Annotated in this window: 8 protein-coding genes; 7 read left to right on the top strand and 1 reads right to left on the bottom strand. The window is 56.0% G+C overall.

Annotated elements, in window-relative coordinates:
* The first annotated feature begins 76 nt into the window (after positions 1-76).
* On the top strand, positions 77-1429 hold the full coding sequence (yegD, locus tag HV229_RS09355; protein WP_016156931.1) for a molecular chaperone: 1353 nt from the start codon (positions 77-79) through the stop codon (positions 1427-1429).
* Between the two features lie 99 nt (positions 1430-1528).
* Here the strand turns inward: yegD and HV229_RS09350 are convergent, their stop codons facing one another.
* Positions 1529-1588, bottom strand: a complete 60-nt coding sequence (locus HV229_RS09350) for a type I toxin-antitoxin system Ibs family toxin (RefSeq protein WP_109017525.1) — start codon at positions 1586-1588, stop codon at positions 1529-1531.
* 279 nt (positions 1589-1867) lie between these two features.
* Here HV229_RS09350 and HV229_RS09345 point away from each other — a divergent pair, with 279 nt between their 5' ends.
* Genes HV229_RS09345 through baeR form a run of 6 tightly spaced genes read left to right on the top strand, consistent with a single transcriptional unit; the run spans position 1868 to position 12849 of the window.
* Positions 1868-3115 carry an MdtA/MuxA family multidrug efflux RND transporter periplasmic adaptor subunit gene (locus HV229_RS09345; RefSeq protein WP_181547382.1) on the top strand — a complete coding sequence of 416 codons (1248 nt, stop codon included), beginning with the start codon at positions 1868-1870 and terminating at the stop codon, positions 3113-3115.
* Positions 3115-6237, top strand: coding sequence for an MdtB/MuxB family multidrug efflux RND transporter permease subunit (locus HV229_RS09340; protein WP_181547380.1), 3123 nt, complete (start codon positions 3115-3117; stop codon positions 6235-6237). The genes HV229_RS09345 and HV229_RS09340 overlap by 1 nt, the downstream gene beginning before the upstream one ends.
* Positions 6238-9318, top strand: coding sequence for a multidrug efflux RND transporter permease subunit MdtC (mdtC, locus tag HV229_RS09335; protein WP_181547378.1), 3081 nt, complete (start codon positions 6238-6240; stop codon positions 9316-9318). It begins immediately after the preceding gene.
* The gene (locus tag HV229_RS09330; protein WP_016153605.1) at positions 9315-10727 is read left to right on the top strand and encodes an MFS transporter; all 1413 of its coding nucleotides are present in this window, start codon (positions 9315-9317) and stop codon (positions 10725-10727) included. The genes mdtC and HV229_RS09330 overlap by 4 nt, the downstream gene beginning before the upstream one ends.
* Complete coding sequence (baeS, locus tag HV229_RS09325; protein WP_016153606.1) at positions 10727-12130, top strand: two-component system sensor histidine kinase BaeS; 1404 nt, start codon at positions 10727-10729, stop codon at positions 12128-12130. Before HV229_RS09330 ends, baeS begins: the two co-directional genes overlap by 1 nt.
* Positions 12127-12849, top strand: a complete 723-nt coding sequence (baeR, locus tag HV229_RS09320) for a two-component system response regulator BaeR (RefSeq protein ID WP_019077149.1) — start codon at positions 12127-12129, stop codon at positions 12847-12849. The genes baeS and baeR overlap by 4 nt, the downstream gene beginning before the upstream one ends.
* Positions 12850-12876 lie beyond the last annotated feature (27 nt).

The following is a 12876-nucleotide window of genomic DNA, read 5'->3' as shown; positions in this document are numbered from 1 at the left end:
TTCATATTCCAGTTGTCGGAGCGTCAACATTTCGTTAAAGTCACGCCCCTTCTTCACTGGCATGGGGATTTTTACGGTGTTTATTGGTTTTGACTACGGTACGGCAAACTGTTCAGTGGCCGTTATGCGTGACGGGCAGCCTCACCTGCTCAAAATGGAAAATAACAGCACGCTTCTGCCTTCAATGCTGTGCGCGCCAACGCGCGAAGCGGTCAGCGAGTGGCTGTATCGCCATCACGACATCCCAACCACTGACGACGAGACGCAGGCGCTGCTTCGCCGCGCGATGCGCTATAACCGCGAAGAAGACATCGACGTTAACGCCAACAGCGTGCAGTTCGGTCTGGCATCGCTGGGTCAATATATTGAAGACCCGGAAGAGGTGTACTTCGTTAAATCGCCAAAATCATTTTTGGGTGCCAGCGGTCTGAAGCCGCAGCAGGTTGCGCTGTTTGAAGATCTGGTCTGCGCGATGATGCTGCACATCCGCAATCAGGCACAAAATCAGTTGCCGGAAGCCATCACCCAGGCCGTTATTGGTCGTCCCATCAACTTCCAGGGGTTAGGGGGCGATGACGCCAACGCCCAGGCGCAGGGTATTCTTGAACGTGCGGCCAAACGCGCCGGTTTTCAGGATGTCGTCTTCCAGTACGAGCCGGTAGCGGCTGGTCTGGATTACGAAGCCACGCTGCAGGAAGAAAAACGCGTGCTGGTAGTGGATATTGGCGGGGGTACAACCGACTGTTCACTGCTGCTGATGGGGCCGCAATGGCATCAGCGCGCCGATCGCGAAAACAGCCTGCTGGGGCATAGCGGCTGCCGCGTTGGCGGGAACGATCTGGATATTGCGCTGGCGTTTAAACATCTGATGCCGCTGCTCGGTATGGGGGGAGAAACGGAAAAAGGGATCGCCTTACCTATTCTGCCCTGGTGGAACGCGGTCGCGATCAACGATGTTCCCGCGCAAAGTGACTTCTACAGTAGCGCCAACGGTCGCTTGCTCAACGATCTTGTCCGTGACGCGAAAGAAGCCGATAAAGTCGCCCTACTGCTTAAAGTCTGGCGCGAGCGTCTGAGCTATCGCCTGGTGCGCAGCGCAGAAGAGAGCAAAATCGCGCTTTCCGATCAGACCATTGTGACGGCGGCGATACCGTTTATCAGCAACACGCTGGCAACCGATATCAGTCAACACGGGCTGGAAGCTGCGCTCAATCAGCCCCTGGCGCGCATTCTGGAGCAGGTTCAACTGGCGCTTGAAAACGCGCAGGAAAAACCGGACGTGATTTACCTGACCGGCGGTAGCGCGCGTTCGCCGCTGATTAAAAAAGCCCTCGCCCAGCAACTTCCCGGGATTCCGATCGCGGGGGGCGATGATTTCGGTTCCGTTACTGCCGGACTGGCCCGCTGGGCTGACGTTGTTTTCCGCTAAGCGGCTCGCATGCTGAAAAGTACGCGTATTGACATCACCATTGCTGTGGCTTATTTTCAGGAGTGAGGGTTAGGGAGGGCTTCCCCTCCCCCTGGTGTCTTAGTAAGCCGGTAAGCTAATCACTAAGAGTATCACCAGTATGATGACCTGCTTCATCATAACCCTTTCCTTATTTTGGCCCCTTCCTCGGGAGGGGCTTTCCCGTTCCAGCGTCCCGCTGAAATCTCTGGCTCTCCTCCTTTTTGCCTTATCAGCACTCTAACGCACAATCACGTATTCGCTATCTTCACCACCGATTGTTGCGTAACGCTTCGCAAAGCCGCATTAGCATTCAGACGAATCCCGACAGTGTTTCATAATTCCTCCATTTTTCTCCCTTGTTCGCTGGCTAAACTAGTATCATTCCGCGAATCGTTTCAGGATGAGAAACTTATAACAATGAAAGGCAGTAAAAAATCCCGCTGGGTGATAGCAATCGCGATCGTTGTGGCCACCGTCGCCGCCATCTGGTTCTGGCAAAGCCGTAACGACGCCCAGGAAAACGCACCGGGCGCTACCAAACCAGCGCAGCACACGCCAGGTTCGGGACGGCGTGGAATGCGCTCCGGGCCGTTGGCTCCCGTTCAGGCTGCCACCGCCGCCATGGAAGCCGTTCCGCGTTACCTGACAGGACTGGGTACCATTACTGCCGCAAATACCGCCACGGTACGTAGCCGGGTGGATGGTCAGCTCATTGCCTTACACTTCGAGGAAGGACAGCAGGTAAAAGCCGGCGACCTGCTGGCAGAGATAGATCCCAGCCAGTTCAAAGTTGCTCTGGCTCAGGCGCAGGGCCAACTGGCAAAAGATAAAGCCACGCTGGCAAATGCCCGTCGCGACCTTGCCCGCTATCAACAGTTGGTGAAAACTAATCTGGTCTCCCGCCAGGAGCTGGATGCCCAGCAGGCGCTGGTAAATGAAACGTTAGGGACAATCAAAGCCGATGAAGCCAGCGTCGCCAGCGCCCAATTGCAGCTTGACTGGAGCCGGATAACCGCGCCTGTAGAGGGGCGTGTCGGTCTGAAGCAGGTCGACGTCGGTAACCAAATTTCCAGCGGCGATACCACCGGAATCGTCGTCATTACGCAAACCCATCCTATCGACCTGATATTCACCTTGCCTGAAAACGACATTGCCACCGTGTTGCGGGCGCAAAAATCGGGGTCTCCGTTAAAGGTCGAAGCCTGGGACCGAACCAATTCGCAAAAACTGAGCGAAGGCGTCCTGCTCAGTCTCGACAATCAGATTGATGCCACGACCGGAACCATCAAAGTTAAAGCCCGTTTTAACAATCAGGATGATGCTTTATTCCCTAACCAGTTCGTTAACGCCCGCATGCTGGTCGACACGGAACAAAACGCCGTGGTGATCCCAACGGCCGCCCTGCAAATGGGCAATGAGGGCCATTTTGTCTGGGTGCTGAACAGCGAGAATAAAGTGAGCAAACATCTGGTTAAACCAGGTATTCAGGATAGCCAAAAAGTAGTGATCGCCGCCGGGTTGTCCGCAGGCGATCGGGTCGTAACCGACGGTATTGACCGCCTGACGGAAGGCGCAAAAGTAGAAGTTGTAGAGGCGCATGACGCCTCAGCTCAGGACGAGAAAACTGCGCCCCGCGGATACGGCAAAAAAGGAGCTAACTCCTGATGCAGGTGTTACCTCCGCACAACACAGGCGGGCCATCACGCCTGTTTATTCTGCGACCTGTCGCCACCACGCTGCTGATGGTCGCGATTTTGCTTGCCGGTATTATCGGTTATCGTTTCCTGCCGATCGCTGCCTTACCGGAAGTCGATTACCCCACGATTCAGGTCGTTACGCTGTACCCGGGCGCCAGCCCGGACGTCATGACCTCGGCGGTAACCGCGCCGCTTGAGCGTCAGTTCGGACAGATGTCCGGCTTAAAACAGATGTCCTCGCAAAGTTCCGGCGGCGCATCGGTCGTCACGTTGCAGTTTCAACTAACACTCCCGCTGGATGTTGCCGAGCAGGAAGTTCAGGCTGCGATTAACGCCGCCACCAATTTATTACCGGGCGATCTGCCCAATCCGCCGGTCTACAGCAAGGTAAACCCGGCAGATCCACCGATCATGACGCTGGCGGTCACGTCCAGCGCCATGCCGATGACGCAGGTGGAAGATATGGTCGAAACCCGCGTCGCGCAGAAAATCTCTCAGGTTTCCGGTGTCGGTCTGGTAACACTTTCCGGCGGGCAACGACCGGCGGTCCGCGTGAAGCTTAACGCACAGGCTATTGCCGCACTCGGTCTGACCAGCGAAACCATCCGTACAGCCATTACCGGGGCTAACGTCAATTCGGCAAAAGGGAGTCTTGATGGCCCAACGCGTGCTGTCACCCTTTCCGCCAACGACCAGATGCAGTCCGCAGACGAATATCGCCAGCTCATCGTGGCCTATAAAAACGGTGCGCCGGTTCGTCTGGGCGATGTCGCCACCGTCGAACAAGGGGCAGAAAATAGCTGGCTGGGCGCATGGGCCAATAAGCAACAAGCCATTGTGATGAATGTTCAGCGCCAGCCTGGGGCGAACATCATCTCCACGGCAGACAGTATCCGTCAAATGCTGCCGCAGCTCACCGAAAGCCTGCCCAAATCAGTTAAGGTCAGCGTGCTTTCGGATCGTACGACCAATATTCGTGCGTCCGTTGCAGACACCCAGTTTGAGCTAATGCTGGCGATTGCGCTCGTGGTGATGATCATCTACCTGTTCCTGCGCAATATTCCGGCGACGATTATTCCTGCGGTCGCCGTTCCATTGTCGCTCATCGGTACTTTCGCGGTGATGGTATTTCTTGATTTCTCCATCAATAACCTGACCCTAATGGCGCTAACCATCGCGACAGGATTCGTAGTGGATGATGCTATCGTGGTTATCGAGAATATTTCTCGCTATATCGAAAAAGGCGAAAAACCGCTGACTGCCGCCCTGAAGGGGGCTGGTGAGATTGGTTTTACCATCATCTCTCTGACATTTTCGCTAATCGCCGTGCTGATCCCGCTGTTGTTTATGGGTGATATCGTTGGCCGATTATTCCGCGAGTTTGCCGTTACGCTGGCCGTGGCAATTCTGATTTCCGCCGTCGTCTCGCTCACCCTCACGCCGATGATGTGCGCGCGCATGCTTAATCAGGCCTCGTTGCGTAAGCAAAACCGCTTCTCCCGCGCCTCGGAGCGTATGTTCGATCGCGTCATTGCCGGGTACGGTCACTGGCTGGCAAAAGTGCTGAACCATCCGTGGCTCACGCTGGGCGTGGCGCTCGGCACGCTGGCACTGAGCGTTATGTTATGGGTCTTTATCCCCAAAGGGTTCTTCCCAATCCAGGACAACGGCATCATCCAGGGTACGCTGCAGGCGCCGCAGTCCAGTTCATTTGCCAGCATGGCCCAGCGCCAGCGCCAGGTTTCCGATGTCATCCTTCAAGATCCGGCGGTCGAGAGCCTGACCGCTTTTGTCGGCGTGGATGGTACTAATCCGGCATTGAACAGCGCGCGTCTGCAAATCAACCTTAAGCCGCTGGACGATCGCGACGATCGCGTGCAGAAAGTGATCGCACGCCTACAGGACGCAGTTGACAGAGTACCCGGCGTTGATCTCTATCTTCAGCCCACCCAGGACCTGACGATTGATACCCAGGTCAGCCGGACGCAATATCAGTTTACGCTGCAAGCAACGTCCCTTGACGCCCTCAGCACCTGGGTTCCACAGCTGTTAGAAAAACTACACCAGCTACCGCAACTGTCCGATGTCAGTAGCGACTGGCAGGACCAAGGGCTGGTGGCGTATGTGAACGTCAATCGCGATAGCGCCAGCCGTTTAGGCATCAGCATGGCGGATGTCGATAACGCCCTGTACAACGCCTTCGGCCAGCGACTGATTTCAACCATCTACACCCAGGCCAACCAGTATCGCGTCGTGTTGGAGCATGACACCAATAGTACGCCAGGACTTGCTGCACTGGACACTATCCGTCTGACCAGCAGCGACGGCGGCGTGGTTCCGCTCAGCGCAATCGCCAGCATTGAACAGCGTTTCGCCCCGCTGTCGATTAACCACCTCGATCAGTTCCCGGTCACCACCATCTCGTTCAACGTACCGGACGATCATTCGCTGGGCGATGCGGTGCAGGCAATTCTGGAAGCCGAAAAAACGCTCAATCTGCCAGCAAATATTACCACCCAGTTCCAGGGCAGTACGCTCGCTTTCCAGGCCGCGCTGGGTAATACCATCTGGTTGATTGTGGCTGCGGTTGTCGCGATGTATATCGTCCTCGGCGTGCTGTATGAGAGCTTTATTCACCCGATTACCATTCTCTCCACGCTACCCACGGCGGGCGTTGGCGCCCTCCTGGCGTTAATGATTGCCGGCAGTGAACTGGACGTCATCGCGATTATCGGCATTATTTTGCTCATCGGTATCGTCAAGAAAAACGCCATCATGATGATCGACTTCGCCCTTGCCGCGGAGCGCGAACAGGGCATGACCCCACGCGACGCTATTTTCCAGGCCTGTCTGCTGCGTTTTCGCCCGATTCTGATGACTACGCTGGCGGCACTGCTCGGCGCGTTGCCGCTGATGTTAAGTACCGGCGTGGGGGCCGAATTACGTCGTCCATTAGGAATTGGTATGGTCGGCGGTCTGCTGGTAAGCCAGGTATTAACCCTGTTTACCACCCCGGTGATTTATCTGCTGTTTGACCGTCTGTCGCTGTACGTGAAAAGCCGCTTCCCGCGTCAGGAAGAGGAAGCGTAAATGAAATTTTTCGCGCTTTTCATTCATCGTCCGGTGGCGACCATTCTCATTTCGGTGGCCATCACCCTGTGCGGGATACTGGGCTTTCGTCTGCTGCCGGTAGCTCCGCTGCCGCAGGTGGATTTCCCGGTGATCATGGTCAGCGCATCATTACCCGGCGCTTCCCCTGAAACGATGGCGTCTTCGGTAGCCACCCCGCTGGAGCGCTCACTGGGGCGCATCGCGGGCGTGAACGAAATGACCTCGAGCAGTTCCCTTGGCAGTACGCGCATTATTCTAGAATTCAAATTCGACCGTGACATCAATGGCGCGGCGCGGGATGTTCAGGCCGCGATTAACGCAGCGCAAAGCCTGCTACCCAGCGGCATGCCAAGCCGCCCCACGTACCGCAAAGCCAACCCTTCCGATGCGCCAATCATGATCCTGACGCTCACGTCGGACACTTACTCGCAGGGTGAGCTGTACGATTTCGCATCAACCCAATTAGCACAGACCATCGCGCAAATCGACGGCGTGGGTGACGTCGACGTTGGGGGCAGCTCTCTGCCTGCCGTGCGCGTAGGGCTTAATCCGCAAGCGCTGTTTAATCAGGGCGTGTCGCTGGACGACGTGCGTAGCGCGATTGCTAACGCCAATGTGCGTAAGCCGCAGGGAGCTATCGAGAATGATACCCACCGCTGGCAGGTACAAACCAACGATGAGCTGAAAACCGCCGCCGAGTACCAGCCGATTATCATCCACTACAATAACGGCGCTGCGGTGCGGCTGGGCGATGTTGCGTCTGTGAGCGACTCGGTGCAGGACGTACGTAACGCGGGGATGACCAACGCAAAACCGGCTATCCTGCTGATGATCCGCAAGCTGCCAGAAGCCAATATTATTCAAACGGTAGACAGCATTCGGGCCAAATTACCGGAGTTACAAACGCTGGTCCCGGCCGCCATCGATCTGCAAATTGCCCAGGATCGTTCACCGACCATTCGCGCCTCGCTGGAGGAAGTCGAACAGACGCTGATTATCTCCGTTGCGCTGGTTATTCTGGTGGTCTTTGTTTTCCTGCGCTCCGGGCGCGCGACCCTGATCCCTGCGGTAGCGGTTCCGGTCTCGCTGATCGGTACCTTTGCCGCCATGTATCTGTGCGGGTTCAGCCTGAACAACCTGTCATTAATGGCGTTGACCATTGCCACGGGATTTGTCGTTGATGACGCAATCGTGGTGCTGGAAAATATTGCCCGCCACCTGGAAGCGGGAATGAAGCCACTGCAGGCGGCGCTACAAGGTACGCGCGAAGTGGGATTCACGGTGCTCTCAATGAGCCTGTCGCTGGTAGCGGTGTTCCTCCCGCTGCTGTTAATGGGCGGATTGCCTGGGCGCTTGCTGCGCGAATTTGCCGTCACGCTGTCAGTTGCTATCGGTATCTCGCTGCTGGTGTCGCTGACATTAACGCCAATGATGTGTGGCTGGATGCTCAAATCCAGCGCCCCGCGTGAACAGTCTCGTAAACGGGGTTTTGGTCGTGTGCTGGTGGCACTGCAACAGAGTTACGGCACTTCGCTTAAATGGGTGCTGCGCCATACGCGACTGGTAGGCGTGGTGTTACTTGGCACCATTGCGCTGAATATCTGGCTTTATATTTCCATCCCCAAAACCTTCTTCCCGGAGCAGGATACGGGCGTGTTGATGGGGGGGATTCAGGCCGACCAGAGCATCTCTTTCCAGGCGATGCGCGGCAAACTGCAGGACTTTATGAAGATCATCCGCGACGACCCGGCGGTGAATAACGTCACCGGTTTTACCGGCGGTTCCCGGGTTAACAGCGGGATGATGTTTATCACCCTCAAGCCACGCGATGAGCGCGGTGAAACCGCTCAGCAGGTGATCGACCGCCTGCGCGTCGCGCTTGCAAAAGAGCCTGGCGCGAATCTGTTTCTGATGGCGGTGCAGGATATTAGCGTCGGCGGACGCCAGGCCAATGCCAGCTATCAATACACATTGCTTTCCGACGATCTGGCGGCACTGCGCGAGTGGGAACCGAAGATCCGTAAGGCGCTTGCCGCCCTGCCCCAACTGGCGGATGTCAACTCCGATCAGCAGGACAATGGCGCGGAAATGAACCTGGTCTACGATCGCGACACCATGTCTCGTCTGGGGATCGACGTTGCAGCCGCTAACAGCCTGTTGAACAACGCTTTTGGACAACGGCAAATTTCAACTATTTATCAACCGATGAATCAGTACAAAGTGGTGATGGAGGTCGATCGACGTTACACCCAGGACATCAGCGCGCTGGATAAAATGTTCGTCATCAACAATGACGGTAAGGCAATCCCGCTATCGTACTTTGCCAAATGGCAACCGGCGAATGCCCCGCTGTCGGTAAACCATCAGGGCTTGTCCGCTGCCTCAACCGTGTCGTTTAACCTGCCAACAGGTTCTTCACTGTCTGAGGCGACAGAGGCTATCAACAGAACCATGACCCAGCTCGGCGTCCCCTCCACGGTTCGCGGTAGCTTTGCCGGCACGGCACAGGTATTTCAGGACACCATGAACTCACAGGTGATCCTGATTATCGCCGCCATTGCCACGGTCTACATCGTTCTGGGGATGCTGTATGAAAGCTATGTTCATCCCCTGACCATTCTCTCCACGCTACCTTCAGCTGGCGTCGGGGCTTTGCTGGCGCTGGAGCTGTTCAATGCCCCGTTCAGCCTAATCGCCCTGATAGGGATAATGCTATTAATTGGCATTGTGAAGAAAAATGCCATCATGATGGTCGATTTTGCGCTGGAAGCGCAGAGAAACGGCAAGCTGCAGCCAGAAGAAGCCATTTTCCAGGCCTGCCTGCTGCGCTTTCGCCCAATCATGATGACCACGCTGGCGGCGTTGTTTGGCGCGCTGCCGCTGGTGTTATCCGCCGGGGATGGCTCCGAACTACGTCAACCGTTGGGGATAACCATTGTCGGCGGGCTGGTCGTGAGTCAACTCCTGACGCTGTACACCACGCCCGTGGTCTATCTCTTTTTCGACCGCCTGCGTCTGCGTTTTTCGCGTAAAAATAGCAAACCGGTAGCAGAGTTATGACAGAACTTCCCGACAGCACCCGCTGGCAACTTTGGATTGTGGCATTCGGCTTTTTTATGCAGTCGCTGGATACCACCATCGTGAATACTGCGCTTCCCTCGATGGCGGCAAGCCTCGGGGAAAGCCCGTTACACATGCATATGGTCATTGTGTCATATGTTTTAACCGTTGCCGTGATGCTGCCCGCCAGCGGATGGCTGGCGGACAAAGTTGGCGTGCGTAATATCTTCTTCACCGCCATCATCCTGTTTACGCTTGGCTCGCTGTTTTGCGCCGGGTCCAGCACACTCAACGAGCTGGTGATGGCGCGCGTCTTACAAGGCGTTGGCGGTGCGATGATGGTGCCGGTCGGCAGGCTAACGGTGATGAAAATCGTCCCACGTGAGCAATATATGGCGGCGATGACGTTTGTCACATTGCCCGGTCAGATTGGCCCGCTACTGGGACCGGCATTAGGCGGTATTCTGGTTGAGTACGCCTCCTGGCACTGGATATTTTTGATTAACATTCCGGTTGGCATTGTCGGCGCGATAGCGACGTTAATGCTGATGCCCAACTACACCATGCAAACCCGACGCTTCGATCTCTCCGGATTTGCGATGCTGGCAGTCGGCATGGCGGTACTGACGCTGGCACTTGATGGCAGTAAAGGAACCGGCATCTCCAGTATCTCGCTGGCAGCGTTGGTTATCTGCGGAGTGCTGGCTATTGCGCTGTATCTGAAACACGCCCATCGTAATCCACGCGCGCTGTTCAGCCTGAATCTGTTTCGCACACCGACCTTCTCGCTGGGTCTTTTCGGCAGTTTTGCCGGACGCATCGGTAGCGGTATGCTGCCGTTTATGACGCCGGTATTTTTACAAATAGGCCTCGGTTTTTCCCCCTTTCATGCCGGGCTGATGATGATCCCGATGGTGCTCGGCAGTATGGGCATGAAGCGCATTGTGGTGCAGGTCGTTAACCGCTTTGGCTACCGTCGCGTACTGGTCGCTACAACGCTTGGCCTGTCGCTGGTCAGTCTGCTGCTGATGACCACCGCGCTGCTCGGCTGGTATTACGCCCTGCCCTTCGTACTGTTCTTACAGGGAATGGTCAACTCAACGCGCTTTTCATCCATGAACACCCTGACGTTAAAAGACCTGCCTGACGATCTCGCCAGCAGTGGTAACAGCCTGCTGTCAATGATCATGCAGCTGTCGATGAGTATCGGGGTGACCATCGCGGGACTGCTGCTAGGTATGTTCGGTCAGCAGCATAGCGTTATCGACAGCGGAAGTACGCATACCGTCTTTATGTATACCTGGCTGTGCATCGCATTCATTATCGCGCTGCCTGCCATTATTTTTGCCCGCGTGCCGAACGACACGCAAACCAACGCGGTGATTTCACGGCGCAAAAGGAGCACCTGATGAAGTTCTGGCGGCCCGGTATCACCGGCAAACTGTTTCTGGCGATTTTCGCCACCTGCATCGTGTTGCTGATCAGCATGCACTGGGCCGTACGCATAAGCTTCGAACGCGGTTTTATTGACTATATCAAGCACGGTAACGAACAGCGGCTGCAAATGCTCAGCGACGCATTAAGCGAGCAGTATGAACAGCACGGCAACTGGCGATTCTTACGCAATAACGATCGGTTTGTTTTTCAGATCCTGCGCTCTTTTGAACACGACAACGACGATGATAAACCCGGCCCCGGCATGCCGCCGCACGGCTGGCGTACGCAGTTTTGGGTTGTCGACCAAAATGCCCGTGTGCTGGTCGGTCCGCGTGCTCCGGTCCCCCGTGACGGTATGCGCCATCCGATCCGCGTCAACGGTAGCGAAGTCGGTGCCGTGATTGCCTCTCCCGTGGAACGCTTAACGCGCAATACGGATATCAATTTCGACATGCAGCAAAGACGTTCAAGTTGGCTCATCGTCGCGCTCTCCACGATCCTGGCTGCGCTGGCAACGTTTACGCTGGCGCGCAGCCTGCTGGCCCCGGTCAAGCGGTTGGTAGAAGGCACGCACAAACTGGCGGCTGGTGATTTCACCACTCGCGTTGCGCCGACCAGTACGGATGAGCTGGGCAAGCTGGCGCAGGACTTCAACCAGCTTGCCAGTACGCTGGAAAAAAACCAGCAGATGCGTCGTGACTTTATGGCCGATATTTCTCACGAACTGCGTACGCCGTTAGCGGTGTTGCGCGGTGAACTGGAGGCCATTCAGGATGGCGTACGCCAGTTCACCCCTGACTCCGTTGCCTCTTTGCAAGCTGAAGTCGGTACGCTCACCAAGCTGGTGGACGATCTGCATCAGCTCTCCATGTCCGATGAAGGCGCGCTGGCCTACCAGAAAACATCGCTGGATCTCATCCCGCTGTTGGAAGTGGCAAGTGGCGCATTTCGTGAACGCTTTGCCAGCCGTGGACTGACGATACAACTTTCACTCCCGGACAGCATGACGGTATTTGGCGACAGGGATCGTCTGATGCAGTTGTTCAACAATCTGCTGGAAAACAGTCTGCGCTACACCGACAGCGGCGGTGGGCTGCACATCAGCGCCGAACAACGCGAGCGTATGGTTTTATTAACCTTCGCTGATTCCGCTCCCGGCGTAAGTGACGACCAGTTACAGAAGCTGTTTGAACGCTTTTATCGCACCGAAGGCTCGCGTAACCGTGCCAGCGGTGGTTCCGGGCTGGGGCTGGCAATTTGCGTCAATATCGTACAGGCGCATAATGGTCTGATTCGCGCTGCCCATTCGCCTTTTGGCGGGGTTAGCATTACAGTAACATTACCGCTGGAACGCGATTTACAGAGAGATGTATGACTGAGCTACCCATTGATGAAAACACGCCGCGTATTCTGATCGTGGAAGACGAGCCCAAGCTGGGGCAACTGCTTATCGACTACCTGCGCGCGGCAAGCTACGCTCCTACGCTCATCAGCCACGGCGATCTGGTTCTTCCTTACGTGCGTCAGACGCCGCCCGATCTGATCTTGTTGGATCTGATGCTGCCTGGAACTGACGGACTGACTCTGTGCCGGGAAATCCGCCGATTCTCTGAAGTCCCCATCATGATGGTAACCGCCAAGATAGAAGAAATTGATCGCCTGCTGGGGCTGGAGATCGGTGCGGATGATTATATTTGCAAACCCTACAGCCCGCGTGAAGTTGTTGCTCGCGTGAAGACGATTCTGCGCCGTTGCAAGCCGCAGCGCGAACTGCAACAGATGGATGCTGACAGCCCGTTGATCGTCGATGAAGGTCGTTTTCAGGCGTCCTGGCGTGGGAAAATGCTCGACTTAACGCCTGCTGAATTTCGCTTACTCAAAACGCTGTCGCATGAACCGGGAAAAGTGTTCTCCCGTGAACAGTTGCTCAATCATCTCTATGACGATTACCGTGTCGTTACCGACCGAACCATCGACAGCCATATTAAGAACCTGCGACGCAAGCTGGAATCGCTGGATGCGGAGCAGTCGTTTATCCGCGCGGTCTATGGCGTAGGGTATCGCTGGGAAGCCGACGCCTGTCGGATTGCGTAAACACTCCCGTCAGGACTCCGCGGCTTC

The sequence above is a fragment of the Citrobacter sp. RHBSTW-00524 genome (genome assembly GCF_013747755.1).
In the GTDB taxonomy this organism is placed as follows: Bacteria; Pseudomonadota; Gammaproteobacteria; order Enterobacterales; family Enterobacteriaceae; genus Citrobacter; species Citrobacter braakii.
The sequence above is the reverse complement of the archived record's forward strand: the minus strand, read 5'-3'. Positions and strand labels throughout refer to the sequence as shown.

Excerpts from the sequence above, each read along its gene's own strand:
- HV229_RS09345 (WP_181547382.1), top strand. The coding sequence starts at position 1,868 with ATGAAAGGCAGTAAAAAATCCCGCTGGGTGATAGCAATCGCGATCGTT.
- baeS (WP_016153606.1), top strand. The coding sequence starts at position 10,727 with ATGAAGTTCTGGCGGCCCGGTATCACCGGCAAACTGTTTCTGGCGATT.
- HV229_RS09340 (WP_181547380.1), top strand. The coding sequence starts at position 3,115 with ATGCAGGTGTTACCTCCGCACAACACAGGCGGGCCATCACGCCTGTTT.
- baeR (WP_019077149.1), top strand. The coding sequence starts at position 12,127 with ATGACTGAGCTACCCATTGATGAAAACACGCCGCGTATTCTGATCGTG.
- HV229_RS09330 (WP_016153605.1), top strand. The coding sequence starts at position 9,315 with ATGACAGAACTTCCCGACAGCACCCGCTGGCAACTTTGGATTGTGGCA.
- mdtC (WP_181547378.1), top strand. The coding sequence starts at position 6,238 with ATGAAATTTTTCGCGCTTTTCATTCATCGTCCGGTGGCGACCATTCTC.